A 14,548-nucleotide genomic window follows, 5' to 3' on the forward strand; every position below is an offset into this window, starting at 1 on the left:
CGGCACCCCCATCACGTACACGACGAGCCACAGGGAAGACATGACCCAGCACCTCGCCGCCCCCACCACCCCTGCCGCCGAGACGCCCGGGTGGTGGCGGGACGCCGTCATCTACCAGGTCTACCCGCGCTCCTTCGCCGACGGCGACGGCGACGGCATGGGCGACCTCCCCGGCATCCGGGCCCGCCTGCCCTACCTCGCGGACCTCGGCGTGGACGCCGTGTGGCTGAGCCCCTTCTACGCCTCCCCGCAGGCCGACGCCGGCTACGACGTCGCCGACTACCGGGCCATCGACCCCATGTTCGGCACCCTCCAGGACGCCGACGACCTCATCCGCGAAGCCCACGACCTGGGCCTGCGCATCATCGTCGACATCGTCCCCAACCACTCCTCGGACCGCCACGAGTGGTTCCGCCGCGCCCTGCGCGAGGGCCCCGGCTCCCCGATGCGCGAGCGCTACCACTTCCGCCCCGGCAAGGGCGAGAAGGGCGAAGAGCCCCCCAACGACTGGGAGTCCATCTTCGGCGGCCCCGCCTGGACCCGCACCACCAACCCCGACGGCTCGCCCGGCGAGTGGTACCTGCACCTCTTCGCCCCCGAACAGCCCGACTTCAACTGGGAGAACGACACCGTCCGGAACGAATTCCGCTCGGTGCTGCGCTTCTGGCTCGACAAGGGCGTCGACGGCTTCCGCATCGACGTGGCGCACGGCATGGTCAAGGCCGAAGGGCTCCCCGACATGGGCCACAGCGGACAGCTGAAGCTCCTGGGCACCCAGACACTGCCGTTCTTCGACCAGGACGGCGTCCACGAGATCTACCGCGACTGGCGCACCATCCTGGACGCCTACCCGGGGCAGCGCATCGGTGTCGCCGAGGCGTGGACCCCCAGCGCCGAGCGCACCGCCCGCTACCTGCGCCCCGGCGAACTCCACCAGGCGTTCAACTTCCACTACCTGAGCACCCCGTGGGAGGCCGGCGCGCTGCGCGAGGTCATCGACTCCTCGCTGGACTCCATGCGCCCGGTCGGCGCCCCCACCACCTGGGTCCTGTCCAACCACGACGTGGTGCGCCACCTCACCCGGCTCGGCGGCGACGTGGGCCGGGCCCGTGCCGCCACCCTGCTGATGCTGGCGCTGCCCGGCTCCGCCTACCTCTACCAGGGGGAGGAGCTCGGCCTGCCCGAGGTCACCGACCTGCCCGACGAGGTACGGCAGGACCCGGCGTTCTACCGCCGCTCGCCGGACGAGGACGGCACCGAGGGCGATGGCCAGGACGGGCTGCGTGACGGCTGCCGGGTGCCCATCCCGTGGAGCAGCGAGGGGCCCTCGTACGGGTTCGGCACGGGGGGCAGCTGGCTGCCGCAGCCCGGTGGCTGGGCCAAGCTCGCCGTCTCGGCGCAGACGGACGACCCGGACTCCACCCTGGTGCTGTACCGCTCGGCGCTGGCCATCCGCCGCCGCCGGCCCGAACTCGGCGCGGGGGACGGGGTGGAGTGGCTGGACGCCCCCGAGGGGGTGCTGGCGTTCCGCCGCCGCGCCGCGCAGGGCGCGGACGGCGCCGATGGGGGAGCGGTGCTGGTCCTGGCCAACACCACCGGGGCCGACATCACGCTGCCCGCCGGGCTCGTACCCGCCGGCACCCTGCTGCTCGCCAGCGGCCCGGTCCCCGCCGGGGGCGACATCCTGCCCGCCGACACCACGGTGTGGTGGGCCACGCATGGCTGACGCCGCGCCCGCCCGACTCGCCGATATCGCCGGGCAGGCCGGGGTCAGTGAGGCCACGGTCAGCCGGGTGCTCAACGGAAAGTCGGGGGTCGCGGCCACGACCCGGCAGCGGGTGCTCGCCGCCCTGGACGTCCTGGGGTACGAGCGCCCGCTGCGGCTGCGGCAGCGCAGCGCGGGCCTGATCGGACTGGTGATACCCGAGTTGACCAACCCGATCTTCCCCGCCTTCGCCCAGGTCATCGAGCAGGCGCTCGCCTCGCACGGCTACACCCCGGTGCTGTGCACCCAGAGTCCGGGCGGGGCCACCGAGGACGAACTGGTGGATCAGCTCGTGGAACGGGGTGTCACCGGCATCGTCTTCCTGTCGGGGCTGCACGCGGACACCACCACCGACCCCGACCGGTACACCAGGCTGGCGGGGCGCGGGGTGCCGTTCGTGCTGATCAACGGCTACAACGACCGGGTGGAGGCGCCGTTCGTCTCCCCCGACGACGCGGCGGCGACCCGGACGGCCGTGCGGCATCTGCGGGATCTGGGGCATGAGCGGATCGGCCTGGCGGTGGGGCCGGCCCGTTTCGTCCCGGTGCTGCGGAAGGTGGCGGGCTTCACCGCGGAACTGGGGGAGGGTGCGCCGGTGCGGCACTCGCTGTTCAGCGTGGAGGGCGGCCAGGCCGCGGCCACCGCCCTGCTGGACGAGGGCTGCACGGGCATCGTGTGCGGCAGCGACATGATGGCGCTGGGCGCGATACGGGCCGCGCGGCAGCGAGGGCTCACCGTGCCGGGGGACGTGTCGGTGACCGGTTACGACGACTCCGACCTGATCGCGTTCACCGACCCGCCGCTGACGACCCTGCGCCAACCGGTCCGCGCGATGGCGGGCGCGGCGGTCACCACCTTGCTGGAAGAGATCAACGGAACCCAGGTCCAGCACACGGAGTTCGTCTTCCAGCCGGAACTGGTCGTCAGGGGGAGTACGGCGATCGCGCCGCAGCGCGCCAGCGGGTGACGGGGCGACGGGGTGGCGCGGCCGGGGGTACGGGGGTTGCCCCCGGGGAGATGGGGTCAGCCGGAACTGGTCGTCAGGGGGAGCACGGCGATCGCGCCGCAGCGCGGCAACGGGTGACGGGGTGACGGGGTGGCGCGGCCGGGGGTACGGGGGTTGCCCCCGGGGAGATGGGGTCAGCCGGAACTCGTGGTCAGGGGGAGTACGGCGATCGCGCCGCAGCGCGGCAACGGGTGACGGGGTAACAGCCGTTCGACGCTAGCAGTCCGCAACTTCTTGCGTAAGAGGTTGCGGACATTCGACGTCAACATTTCCGGGGCGTGTCACGCCCCTTGACCGCCCCTGCGGGCCGCTCTACGGTCAGCCCTGCAACCTTCTTGCTGAAACTTCCATGAACCTTTCGGCAAGAAGAGTGCTCTTCCGGCACCCCCACCCGTGAGGAGATGTCATGCCCCTGATCCGTACGGCACTCGCCGGTCTGACGGCAGCAGCCGCCGGGCTCGCGGTCTCACTCGGCGCCCCCGCCGCCAGCGCCGCACCGCCCGGTGACAAGGACGTCACCGCCGTGCTGTTCTCCTGGAACTTCGACTCCATCGCCCGCGAGTGCACCCAGCGTCTGGGCCCGGCCGGATACGGCTACGTCCAGGTCTCCCCGCCCCAGGAGCACATCCAGGGCAGCCAGTGGTGGACCGCCTACCAGCCCGTCAGTTACACGATCGGCAGCCGGCTCGGCAACCGCGCCCAGTTCCAGAACATGGTCAACACCTGCAGGAGTGCCGGCGTCGGCGTGGTCGTGGACACCGTCATCAATCACATGACGGCCGGCTCCGGCTCCGGCACCGCCGGCAGCACCTACACCAAGTACGACTACCCGAACGCCCCGTACAGCGACTGGGACTTCAATGACTGCCGCCGCGAGATCGGCGACAACTACGGGGACCGTCACAACGTCCAGAACTGCGAACTGGTGGGCCTGTCCGACCTGAACACCGGCAAGGACTACGTCCGCCAGCGCATCGCCGACTACCTGAACGATCTGCTCTCCCTCGGCGTCGCCGGCTTCCGCATCGACGCGGCCAAGCACATGCCCGCCGCCGACCTCGCCAACATCAAGTCCCGCCTCAGCAACCCCAACGCCTACTGGAAGCAGGAGGCCATCTACGGCGCCGGCGAGGCCGTCTCACCCACCGAGTACCGGGGCACCGGCGATGTCCAGGAGTTCCGCTACGGCACCGACCTCAAGCGGGTCTTCCAGAACGAGCGGCTGGCCTACCTGAACAACTTCGGCGAGGGCTGGGGCCACATGCCCAGCGGCGGTTCCGCCGTCTTCGTCGACAATCACGACACCGAGCGCAACGGCTCCACCCTGTCCTACAAGAACGGCGCCGACTACACGCTCGCCAACGTCTTCATGCTGGCCTGGCCGTACGGCTCACCCGATGTGCACTCCGGCTACGAGTTCACCGATCACGACGCCGGTCCGCCCGGCAACGGCCAGGTGAGCGCCTGCTACGCGAACGGCTGGAAGTGCCAGCACGCCTGGCCGGAGATCTCCTCCATGGTCGGCTTCCGCAACGCCACCCGTGGCCAGGCCGTCACCAACTGGTGGGACAACGGCAACAACGCCATCGCCTTCGGCCGCGGCACTCGGGGCTTCGTCGCCATCAACCACGAGGGCGGCTCGCTCACCCAGACCTACCAGACCTCGCTCCCGGCCGGGAACTACTGCGACGTGCAGAGCAACCGCACCGTGACGGTGGACGGTTCGGGACGGTTCACCGCCACCCTCGGCAGCAACACCGCGCTCGCCCTGCACAGCGGCGCCCGCTCCTGCTGACCGTCCGGGCCACCGGCCCCGGATGACCGCGTGACGCGCGACCGCGTGACCGCTGCCCGTACGGCCCTTCGCCGTACGGGCAGCGCCGTCCCGTCTCAGCCCAGCGAACTCAGCGTCTCGCCGTGCTCCAGCGTCGCCGTCAGCTCCGCGTCCGCCTCCTGCCCGGGCGCCGGCAGCGCCATCACCCGGCCGGTGACCTGCCCCTCGACCTCACCCTCCGCCGCGATCGAGTGGACCTCGGGACTGCCCGCGGCCAGCAGGTACCAGGAGTCGGCCGGCGACTTCCACAGCACTCCGGCCAGCACCCGCGGCTCGAACTCCCCGCAGGCCGTGCCCTCCTCCTGCCGCGCGACGACGGCACCGGGCTCACCGTCGTTCGCGGACGGGATCTGGAACTGCGCCATGGTGCGGCTGCCCGAACCCCGCCAGGTCTCGGCCCGGGTGCACACCCACTGGGCCGTACCCGCCCCGTCCGGCAGCTCCTGCTCGGCGAAGTTCCACGTGTTCACCGAGCGCACCCCGGTCGCCGTGGCCCCGGACAGATGACAGGCGGTACGCGCCCACCTGGCGGCCGCCGTGCCGTCCGACAGCGCCCCGGCCCGCTCACCCGGCGCACCGTACGTCAGCAGCGCCGGGGTCAGCTCCCCGAGGTCCGCCATCGCGTACGGCGCCGCCGCGCCCGCCGCCGTGAACTCCAGCACCGCGTACTCGGCGCACTGCTCCTGCGTGCCGCTCCCGGCCGGGGTGCGCACCGGGGCGCTCACCCCGTGCTCGTCAACCTCCGCGGGGGCCCCGCTGCGGCCCGGGGTCAGCAGATCCGTCATCTCCAGCGACTCCACCCAGGGCGCCAGCAGATAGCGGGTGTTGCCGTCCGCCCGGTCCAGAACCACGGCGGAGGAGGCGAGGGCGTCGGCCCCGTCCACCCGGGCGAAGTCCATCACCGCGCCGCCCTCGGTGGCACCGGCCGCCTCCGCGTACCGCACCAGCCGCATCCCGTCGTACAGCAGCACCACCGTGGCCTGGCCGACCTCCCCGGCGAACAGCAACTGCGGCGGGCCCGGGGGCGGTCCGGTCTGGGTGCCGGGCGTCGCGGAGACGCCCACCGACTCGCCGGGGCGCGCCCACACGGCCAGCGCGCGGCGCAGCAGTTCCTGGTCGTTGACGGCTTCGCCACGGGCGGGCCACACGGCGAAGTCCACCCGGGAGGAGCCCTCCCACACGTCGGCGGGCATCCGGCGCAGCGTCTTGGGGTCCAGGGCGGCCTGGGCCTGCGCGTTCTCCGCGTAGGGCGGGGCGGCCGCGCCGTCCGGGCCCCAGCCGCCGGGGACCAGTGCCACGGTGCCGGCGGCCAGCGCGAGGGCGGCGGCACCGGCGAGGAAGGTGCGCTGCCGGCGGCGGCGCCTGGCCAGATCGGTGGGACGGGCGGTCAGCGCGCACGGATCGACGAGTTCACCGCCCTCGGGCAGGGTGTCGGCGCCGCGCAGTGCCGCGCGGATGCCGTCCTCGTCCACCCCTGAGGCGGCCAGCAGGGTACGGATGGCGGGCGCGTTGAGCCCGTCGAGCCGGCGCAGCGCGTACGCCGCGCGGCCGGCTCCCGTCAGCCGCTTGAGGGCCTGTTCGAGGGCGAGTTCGGGGGTGTCGCCGGTGGCGAGCGGGAACAGCCGCAGCCCGGCCACCCGGGGCAGCCCGTAGGGGCCCGTGCGCAGCCGGGGCAGGTCGCGCCCGGCCAGCCGCACCGGGCGGGCGGCGGTCAGCGCCGCGCGCAGGACCCGCTGGCGCAGATGGAGATAGCCGGGGTCGGCGGTCGGCCCGGCTCCGGTGCGCGGTACGGGGACGGCGCCGGGGTCACCGCCCGCCGTGGGCAGCACCGCCGGCGCGGCCGTCCTGCCGCGCGGCACGGCGCGCTGGACCAGGGCGTGTGCGGTGAGCACCCGGCGGTGCCGGCTGAGGTCGTCGGGCAGGGCGAGGTAGGCCAGCCTGACCGGGGGTAGTGCTCCACCAGCGCGGCGGCGGCCTGCTCGGGGCCGACGCCGGGCGCGGTCTCCTGGCGCCGGTGGCTGGTGGTCTTGACATCGGGGGAAGACAGATCGCTGGAGGACACATCCCGCTGAACGAGCGGAAGGGGCCGAGGACACGCGAGTGTTCCCGGGCGTCCGGACCGCGTCCGGTTTCTCTCCGGAGCGGTCCGTTTTTCTCCTGAAAGCCGCGCTTTGTGTCCGCGGGCTGTCCACCGGCTGTCTGCCGGCCGTGCGTTCCGGACCGGGTCAGCGCCGTTCGAGATAGGCGAGCACGGCCAGCACCCGCCGGTTGTCGTCGTCGGAGACCGGGAGGCCGAGCTTGGCGAAGATGTTGGAGGTGTGCTTGGCGATGGCGCGCTCGGTCACCACCATCCGCTCGGCGATGGCGGCGTTGGAACGGCCCTGCGCCATCAGCTCGATGACCTCCAGCTCGCGCGGGGTGAGCCGCTCCAGCGGGGAGTCCTGGGTGCGCTGCGCGAGCAACTGCTGGATGACCTGCGGATCCATGGCCGTACCGCCCTCGGCGACCCGGCGCACCGCGTCGATGAACTGGTCGGCGTCGAAGACCCGGTCCTTGAGCAGGTAGCCGACCCCGCCGTGGCCGTCCGCCAGCAGTTCGCGGGCGTACAGCTGCTCCACGTGCTGGGAGAGCACCAGCACCGGCATGCCCGGGCGGTCGCGGCGCGCCTGGAGCGCGCACTGCAACCCTTCGTCGGTGAAGGACGGGGGCAGCCGGACGTCCACGACCGCGACGTCCGGCCGCAGTTCGGCGAGCGCCCGGGTGAGGGCGGGGCCGTTGTCGACGGCCGCCGCGATCTCGAAGCCGTGTGCCTGCAGGAGCCGGGTGAGGCCGTCCCTGAGAAGGAACAGATCTTCGGCGAGAACGACGCGCACCCGGTACCTACCTGCTTCCGTTCGTGTCCGTCGGTTCCGTCCGCCCGCCCGGAGTGGATCAGCCTACCGCCGGTTCCGGTGGCTCAGCCGCGCGGCAGCACGGTCCCCAGGACGGTGGGCAGGGTGTGCCAGTCGGAGCTGACGACGCTGGCGTGCGTGCCGGCCAGCTGCCGTACCCGCTCCAGCGCCTCGCTCTCCGCCGGCTCGGTGGGGCTGATGGCGGGCGGTACGGCGTGCGCGTCCGTCATCACCAGCAGGTAGTTGTTGCGGGCGTACCAGCCGGTGTCGATGGTGCCGCCCGCGTACGTGGGGGCGTTGCCGTCGAAGACGACGAACCACGGGCGCAGCGTGGCGTCCGCGTACCGTGCGGTGCGCGGGTCGCCGGCCTCGGCGTGGTGCACGGCGGGGAAGGCGACGGCGCGGTCCAGCTGTCCGGCGGCGGCCAGGTCGCGCAGGTGGCGGCTGTACTCGACATCGGTCCACAGGGTGTCGAAGGGGTTTCCCTCCTCGACGGTGCCGGGGATGAGGTGGAAGAGGAACTTGCCGGCCAGCTCGTCGCGGGTGGGCCAGCCGTCGGCGCGGACCGCGTCGTCCAGGGTGGCGTGTCCGGCGGCCAGTTCGCCCGGCCGGTAGACGGCGTCGCCGAGGATGCCGTTCACCAGCGCGTCGAACTGGGCGGGGCCGCGCCCGAGGTTGGCGGCGAAGCCGTCCTTCATCTCTATCTTGATGAGGATGGGCCGGTGCCCGGGGTTGCCGTCGTGCCAGGCCCGCAGATCGGCGAGGCAGCCGGCCAGGCCCTGGTTGCGGGCCTTGGTGCGCAGCTCGGCGGGGGAGGAGGCGTTCTCGCAGTTGTTGTCGTTGCCCAGCGGGTTGCTGTGCGAGACCCGCCAGCCGCCGCCGAAGAAGTTGGTCCAGACGTCGAGTTCCAGCATGCCGGCGCCGGAGTCCAGGCCGTCGGCGAGGTAGGGGAAGGTGCTCTTCTCGTAGGCGTTGTGGACGCCGACCATGGTGCCCGCGTCGAAGGCCAGGGCGCCGTCGGCCGAGGTGCCGGCGTCCGTCGCGCCGGCCGCCCCGGCGGCGCCGTGGGGGAGGGTGAGGGCCAGTGCCGTCGCGCTGATGAGCAGGAGGTTACGGAGGTTCCTGATGCGTCGCATACGTCGCCGCGCTCTCTTGTGGGGGGAGCAAGTCCACGCCAGCGTAAGCGAGTTGGTCTACACCTGGATGAGGTGGGGGTGAACGCGGGACCTCGCCGGGCGCCCCGGGGACGGTTGCCCCGCGCGGACTCCCGGGGTGGGACGGACGGGCACCGGGCGGACGGTCACGGGACGTACGGGCACGGATCAGCGCGCCACCGGCGGCTCGCAGGGCACCTCGATCGTCACCAGCGTCGGCCCGCCGGCCGGACTGGACAGCGCGAGCACCCCGTCGAACGGACCCAGCCGCCGCTCGATGCCGCGCAGCCCGGTCCCCCCGTCCAGGGAGGCACCGCCGCGTCCGTTGTCCGTCACCGCGATCTTGAGGGTCGACTCGCTCTCCCCGTAGTAGATGTCCAGCCAGATGCGGTCGGCGCCCGAATGCTTGGCGGCGTTGGTGAGTACCTCGCTGACCGCGAAGTACGCGGCGGTCTCCACCGGTTCCGGCAGCCGCCCGGACAGCTCGACATCGACCTCCACCGGAATCCGCATCCGCAGTGCCAGCGCCTTGACGGCGTCCCCCAGGCCGCGTTCGGCGAGCACCGGCGGATGGATGCCGCGCACCAGGTCGCGCAGCTCGGTCAGCGCCTCGGCGGAGGAGGCGCGGGCCTGCGCCAGCAACTCCTTGGCCTGGGCCGGGTCCTTCTCCATCAGCGCCTCGGCCGCGCCCAGGCTCATGCCCATCGCGACCAGCCGGGCCTGCGCGCCGTCGTGCAGATCGCGCTCGATGCGGCGCAGTTCGGCGGCGGAGCTGTCCACCGCGTCGTGCCGGGTCTCGGTGAGCCGCGCCACCCGCTGGGCGAGCTGCTGCTTGTGGCTGGCACCGATGAAGACGCGGCACAGCAGGAAGTGGGTGCGCAGCAGCAGCGGGTTGCAGCGCAGCCCCAGCAGGAAGAAGCCGACGCCGGCGAGGGCGCCGAGGACGGCCGTGAACCAGGAGCTGATGGGCACGAACGCCAGCCAGATGGTGCCGGACGCCGCGTGAATGGGCTGCCAGACGCCGGCCAGCAGCACCAGCCCGTACACCCCGTACAGCAGCAGGGAGGGCGCGAGCACCAGGACGGCGAAGCCGAGGGTGGCGTCCACCAGCAGCCACAGCAGGTCGCGCCAGGTGGCCGGGTCGCGCAGCAGCCGTGTGGTCTCCTCCACCCGTGCGGCGAGCCCGTCACGCCGGGCGTCCGGCAGCGGGCGGTAGGCGGCGTGGATGGTGACCCCGGACCAGTCGTGGGCGAGCTGCCGGCGCTGGTTGGCGTGCGCGCGGGTGAGACGGACGACCAGGGGAGTGGTGAGGAAGCCGAGACCGAGCCCGAGGAAGGCCAGGGACAGCACGGAGAGGATGAACAGCAGCAGCGAGCCGATGATCGAGGCAAGCGACAGCAGCAGTGCCCTGGCCGATGCCAGCAGGGCGTCGCGCGCCCGTTCGGTGCTCATGGTGTCCGTGTCCTCCGCCGCGTGCTGCTGTGGGTGCGTGTGTACGGAGGACAGTCTTCCGGAGAGTGCGGGTCCTGATCACGGGGGCCGCGACCCGAAGCCGTGGTGTACCCAGGTACACCACGGCTTCGGGTCATCGGATCCGCGGCGGGTCACCCGGTCCGTGTCCGAGCTGCCAGCCACGGACCGGGGACGTTTCCGGGGGCGGGATCAGACCTGGCCGGCCTCGGCGAGCGCCGCGCCGCAGGTGTCGGTGATCAGCCGGGTGACGACGTACGGGTCGACGTTGGCGTTGGGGCGCCGGTCCTCGATGTAGCCCTTCTTGTCCCGCTCGACCTGCCACGGGATGCGGACCGAGGCACCGCGGTCGGACACGCCGTAGCTGTACTGGTCCCACGGGGCGGTCTCGTGCGCGCCGGTGAGCCGGTCCTCGACGCCCACGCCGTAGTTCTTGACGTGCTCCAGCGGCTTGCCGTCCTTGCCCAGGGACTCGCACGCGGTGATGATCGCGTCGTAGCCCTCGCGCATGGCCTTGGTGGAGAAGTTGGTGTGCGCGCCGGCGCCGTTCCAGTCGCCCTTGACGGGCTTGGGGTCCAGGGTGGCGGCCACGCCGTAGTCCTCGGCGGTGCGGTAGAGCAGCCAGCGGGCCACCCACAGCTGGTCGGCGACCTCCAGCGGGGAGAGCGGGCCGACCTGGAACTCCCACTGGCCCGGCATGACCTCGGCGTTGATGCCGGAGATGCCCAGACCCGCCTTGAGGCAGTGCTCCAGGTGCGCCTCGACGATGTCACGGCCGTGGATCTCGTCCACGCCGACGCCGCAGTAGTAGCCGCCCTGCGGGGCCGGGAAGCCGTTCTCGGGGAAGCCGAGCGGGCGGGAGCCCTCGAAGAACGTGTACTCCTGCTCGATGCCGAAGATCGGCTCCTGCGCGGCGTACTGCTCGGCCACCGGGCGCAGCAGGGCACGGGTGTTGGACTCGTGCGGGGTGTCGTCGGTGTTGAAGACCTCGCACAGCACCAGGATGTCGTCCCCGCCGCGGATCGGGTCCGGGTAGGAGGCGACCGGCTTCAGGACGCGGTCCGAGGCGTGGCCCTCGGCCTGGTTGGTGCTGGAGCCGTCGAAGCCCCAGACCGGGGGCTCGGCGCCGTCGGCGAGGATCTTCGTCTTCGAACGCAGCTTCGCCGTCGGCGAGGTGCCGTCGATCCAGATGTACTCGGCCTTGTAGCTCACGGTCGTGCTCCTTGAGGAGTTCATCGCAGATGTCGCAATGGCGTGTGGGGGTGTGCGGGGTGGTCCATACGCTGTCGCCACCCTCGCTACCTGCGGTTTCTGACCAGTTGCCCGGTTGTTAACGAGCTGTGAACGGGGTTTGGGCCGGCGGACGGCGTGCCGGTGAGGCGGAACGGCCCTTACCCTGTGTGTCATGTCACTTCCTCTGCGCATGCGCTTCGGACTGTTCGGCACCGGCCCCTGGGCCCGGTTGACCCAGGGTCCCGCCCTGGCCGGGCACCCCGGCGTGGACTTGGTGGGTGTGTGGGGCCGCCGCCCCGAGGCGGCGCGGGAGTTGGCCGGGCGGCTGGACACCCGGGCCTACGAGGACGCCGACGCGCTGATCGCCGACTGCGACGCGGTGGCGATCGCGCTGCCGCCGGATGTCCAGGCCCCGCTGGCGGTACGGGCCGCGGCGGCCGGCCGTCATCTGCTGCTGGACAAGCCGCTGGCCACGACCGTGCCGGCGGCCCGGGAGGTGGCCGAGGCGGCCGAGGCCGCCGGGGTGGCGTCGGTGGTCTTCTTCACCCTGCACTTCGCCCCCGAGTCGGCGGCCTGGCTGGTGGAGCAGCAGGAGACGGACGGCTGGGTGAACGGCCGCGCCGAGTGGTTCTCCGGCATCTTCGACGAGGGCGGCAGCGACAGCCCGTACGCCGCCTCCCCGTGGCGGCGGGAGAAGGGCGGACTGTGGGACATCGGCCCGCACGCGCTGTCGGTGCTGCTGCCGCCGCTGGGCGATGTCACCGGGCTGGACGCGATCACCGCCGCCCGGGGTCCCGGCGACATGGTGCACATGTCGCTGCGCCATGTGAGCGGTGCCTCCAGCACCCTCACGGTGAGCCTGTCGGTGCCTCCGCAGGCGTCGTCGATGTCGGCGGTGCTGCGCGGCAAGCCGGGCATCGTGACGCTCCCGGACCGGGGCGAGGCCCGGCACGTGGAGGCGTTCGGCGCGGCGATCGACGCGCTGGAGCGGGCGGCGCGGACGGGTGAGGCGCACCCGTGCGACGTACGGTTCGCGCTGCGGGTGACGGAGATCCTGGCGACGGCCGAGGGGCAACTGGGCGCCGCCGGCTGATCCCTGACCGATCCCCGGCCCGCTCCGCACCGCCGTGCCCCGGTGGGTGCCGGGCGGGCCCGGGGGCCGGTGCTCCGAACGGACGCGGGCGGTGGTGAGCCCTCCCAAGGCATGAGATCCGTTAATCATGTCATCGGAAGTCTCAGAGAAGTCCGCCGTGCCCCGCCGCGTCCTGCTCGGCGCCACCGCCTGCCTCAGCATCCTCGGCCTCGAACGCCTGCTGACCGCGTGCTCCTCCTCCGGCGCCGGCACGGGCACGGCCGGCGCGGCCCCGGGCCCCGCCGCCCCGGCCGCACCGGCGGCCCCCGCCGCGGACTCCTACCGCCTGCGCCCCTTCACCCCCGGCGGCGCCACCCACGCCACGCCACCCCGGCAGCCCCTGCCGGTGCGCGCCGAGGCCGCCCTGACCCTCGCCACCCCCGGCAAGAAGATCGCCATCACCCTGGACGACGGCCCGCACCCCACGTACACGCCCCAGGTGCTCAAGCTGCTGCGCACGTACAAGGTCCCCGGCACCTTCTTCGTCATCGGCGAGAACGCCCACTCCCACCCCGACCTGGTGCGCGCCATCGCCGACGAGGGCCATGTGGTGGCCAACCACTCCTGGAGCCATCCGCAGCTGGACACCCTCTCGCAGAAGCGGGTGCGCCGCGAGCTGGGCGACACCTGCGACATCATCCAGGACATCCTCGGCGCCCCGCCCGACCTCGCCCGCGCCCCGTACGGCGCCTGGGACAAGGCGTCCCTCACCGTCTGCGCCGAACTCGGCATGGAACCCCTGGGCTGGTCCGTCGACACCAACGACTGGGCCAGACCCGGCACCTCCAGCATCGCCGGCTCGGTCCTGGAGGGCGCCCACTCCGGGGCGATCGTCCTCACCCACGACGGAGGCGGCGACCGTTCCCAGACGGTCACCGCCCTCAGCCAGGTCCTTCCCAAGCTCCTGGACCGCGGCTACGAACTGGTCCTGCCCACCGCGCCCCCCGTCTAGGAGCGCGGAGCCCGTCCCAGCGCCGCCACCAGCTCCTGCACATTCGCGTAACTGCTGCGCCGCGGCAGCGACCGCACCTGATCGATCAGCTCGTCCGGCGCCCGCTCCTCCAGCAGGGTGCGCAGGACCTCCGACCGCTTCGCCGGGAACCCGGCCCGCCGCAGATGCCGCGCCAGCTCGAAACGGAACGCCTCGTCGCGCACCTCCCGGTCGTCCCCCGCGCCGGGCGGCGGCGACGCGCCGTCCGCGCCCTCCACCGTCTCCGGATCCCGCCAGGCGTCGGCCCGGGTGGGCCGGTCCGCCCGCAGCACCCCTTCCACCTCGTGCTTCAGCTGATCGTCCTGATGCGCGCTCAGCCGACTGCTGCCCCGTTCCTGCATGTCTGGTCCCTCCTTCGGTGCCGGGCCCGGCGGGTACCCGGGGTTTGAGAGCGAAACCAGCGGTAACGCGGTGCGGAGCCGCGATCCCAGACCCGTACTCCGGGACAGAAGAAAATATCTGGCCCGAAATGCGCCAAATGGGGTAATGGGTACACAATGGGAGCAAGGTCTGTAAATGAGACTGAGACAGCGCGGTCGCACGAATCCCACAGAAGGAGGCGAGTCGCATGGCCGACGTCTCACACCACAGGGGTACGGACGTCTCCCATCGCAGGGACAGCAGCATGGCGGACCACCCCGACGCACGTGAGATGCGGGAGCGCTACTCCCGTGTGACAGGTGGCGCGACAGTGCCGCTGGTGGACGCACCGGTCTTCCTGGCCGGCCTGTATCTGGCGGTCTCCGCCTGGCTGGTGCCGACGTTCATCGCCGCCCAGCCGCGTCTGGGCATACACAACCTGATCCTCGGAATCGCGGTGGCGGTGCTGGCTCTGGGCTTCGCCCTGGTGCCGGAGCGGATGCACGGCATGGGCCTGGCTCTGTGCGTCATCGGAGCGTGGTCGATCGTTGCGATCTGGACGGTGGGCAGTGGCGCCAGCGGCGGCATCATCCTCAGCCAGATCATCGTCGGCGGTGTCATCTTCCTTCTGGGACTGGCAGCCACCGGCGCGGCACTGGCGATGCGCCGCAAGCGCCACACCCACAGCGAGAGGATGACGACCTGACAAGGA

Annotated in this window: 11 protein-coding genes and 1 pseudogene; 6 read left to right on the top strand and 6 right to left on the bottom strand. The window is 72.4% G+C overall.

Annotation, left to right across the window (positions count from 1 at the left end; all coding sequences use genetic code 11):
• Nucleotides 1-40: 40 nt before the first annotated feature.
• The 3 genes and pseudogenes from H7827_RS22960 to H7827_RS22970 all read left to right on the top strand — a co-directional run.
• Entirely contained in the window at nt 41-1,726 is a 1,686-nt protein-coding gene (locus H7827_RS22960) for a glycoside hydrolase family 13 protein (protein WP_432747200.1), read from the top strand.
• Nucleotides 1,719-2,732 carry a LacI family DNA-binding transcriptional regulator gene (locus H7827_RS22965; protein ID WP_432747201.1) on the top strand — a complete coding sequence of 338 codons (1,014 nt, stop codon included), beginning with the start codon at nt 1,719-1,721 and terminating at the stop codon, nt 2,730-2,732. Before H7827_RS22960 ends, H7827_RS22965 begins: the two co-directional genes overlap by 8 nt.
• Nucleotides 2,733-3,177: 445 nt before the next feature.
• A pseudogene (locus H7827_RS22970) lies at nt 3,178-4,563 on the top strand (alpha-amylase); the annotation flags it as partial.
• 98 nt (nt 4,564-4,661) lie between these two features.
• Here the strand turns inward: H7827_RS22970 and H7827_RS22975 are convergent.
• The 5 genes from H7827_RS22975 to glnII form a co-directional block, all read right to left on the bottom strand.
• The gene (locus H7827_RS22975; RefSeq protein ID WP_432747202.1) at nt 4,662-6,497 is read right to left on the bottom strand and encodes a hypothetical protein; all 1,836 of its coding nucleotides are present in this window, start codon (nt 6,495-6,497) and stop codon (nt 4,662-4,664) included.
• A gap of 333 nt (nt 6,498-6,830) precedes the next feature.
• Nucleotides 6,831-7,478: a response regulator transcription factor gene (locus H7827_RS22980; RefSeq protein WP_386538073.1), complete on the bottom strand. Its 648-nt coding sequence runs from the start codon at nt 7,476-7,478 to the stop codon at nt 6,831-6,833.
• 83 nt (nt 7,479-7,561) lie between these two features.
• Entirely contained in the window at nt 7,562-8,632 is a 1,071-nt protein-coding gene (locus tag H7827_RS22985) for a phosphatidylinositol-specific phospholipase C domain-containing protein (RefSeq protein WP_432747203.1), read from the bottom strand.
• 186 nt (nt 8,633-8,818) lie between these two features.
• A complete protein-coding gene (locus H7827_RS22990; RefSeq protein WP_386538077.1) occupies nt 8,819-10,102 on the bottom strand; it encodes a sensor histidine kinase in 1,284 nt (427 codons plus the stop codon).
• Between the two features lie 210 nt (nt 10,103-10,312).
• Nucleotides 10,313-11,332, bottom strand: a complete 1,020-nt coding sequence (gene glnII, locus H7827_RS22995; RefSeq protein ID WP_262832738.1) for a glutamine synthetase — start codon at nt 11,330-11,332, stop codon at nt 10,313-10,315.
• A 211-nt stretch (nt 11,333-11,543) separates the two neighbouring features.
• Between glnII and H7827_RS23000 the strand changes: the two genes are divergently transcribed.
• Together H7827_RS23000 and H7827_RS23005 are read left to right on the top strand one after the other, a co-directional pair.
• The gene (locus H7827_RS23000) at nt 11,544-12,446 is read left to right on the top strand and encodes a Gfo/Idh/MocA family protein (RefSeq protein WP_432748039.1); all 903 of its coding nucleotides are present in this window, start codon (nt 11,544-11,546) and stop codon (nt 12,444-12,446) included.
• A 157-nt stretch (nt 12,447-12,603) separates the two neighbouring features.
• On the top strand, nt 12,604-13,437 hold the full coding sequence (locus tag H7827_RS23005) for a polysaccharide deacetylase family protein (protein WP_432747204.1): 834 nt from the start codon (nt 12,604-12,606) through the stop codon (nt 13,435-13,437).
• Here the strand turns inward: H7827_RS23005 and H7827_RS23010 are convergent.
• Nucleotides 13,434-13,817, bottom strand: coding sequence for a DUF2795 domain-containing protein (locus H7827_RS23010; RefSeq protein ID WP_432747205.1), 384 nt, complete (start codon nt 13,815-13,817; stop codon nt 13,434-13,436). The genes H7827_RS23005 and H7827_RS23010 overlap by 4 nt on opposite strands.
• A gap of 227 nt (nt 13,818-14,044) precedes the next feature.
• Between H7827_RS23010 and H7827_RS23015 the strand changes: the two genes are divergently transcribed.
• A complete protein-coding gene (locus H7827_RS23015; protein WP_386538083.1) occupies nt 14,045-14,542 on the top strand; it encodes an SPW repeat protein in 498 nt (165 codons plus the stop codon).
• Nucleotides 14,543-14,548 lie beyond the last annotated feature (6 nt).

The sequence above is a fragment of the Streptomyces sp. JH002 genome, from assembly GCF_050916115.1.
In the GTDB taxonomy this organism is placed as follows: Bacteria; Actinomycetota; Actinomycetes; order Streptomycetales; family Streptomycetaceae; genus Streptomyces; species Streptomyces xiamenensis.

What these genes read in the sequence shown, in the direction of transcription:
- H7827_RS22985 (WP_432747203.1), bottom strand. Translation starts at nt 8,632, where the DNA reads ATGCGACGCATCAGGAACCTCCGTAACCTCCTGCTCATCAGCGCGACG.
- H7827_RS22990 (WP_386538077.1), bottom strand. Translation starts at nt 10,102, where the DNA reads ATGAGCACCGAACGGGCGCGCGACGCCCTGCTGGCATCGGCCAGGGCA.
- H7827_RS23010 (WP_432747205.1), bottom strand. Translation starts at nt 13,817, where the DNA reads ATGCAGGAACGGGGCAGCAGTCGGCTGAGCGCGCATCAGGACGATCAG.
- H7827_RS23015 (WP_386538083.1), top strand. Translation starts at nt 14,045, where the DNA reads ATGGCCGACGTCTCACACCACAGGGGTACGGACGTCTCCCATCGCAGG.
- H7827_RS23000 (WP_432748039.1), top strand. Translation starts at nt 11,544, where the DNA reads ATGCGCTTCGGACTGTTCGGCACCGGCCCCTGGGCCCGGTTGACCCAG.
- H7827_RS22960 (WP_432747200.1), top strand. Translation starts at nt 41, where the DNA reads ATGACCCAGCACCTCGCCGCCCCCACCACCCCTGCCGCCGAGACGCCC.
- H7827_RS22965 (WP_432747201.1), top strand. Translation starts at nt 1,719, where the DNA reads ATGGCTGACGCCGCGCCCGCCCGACTCGCCGATATCGCCGGGCAGGCC.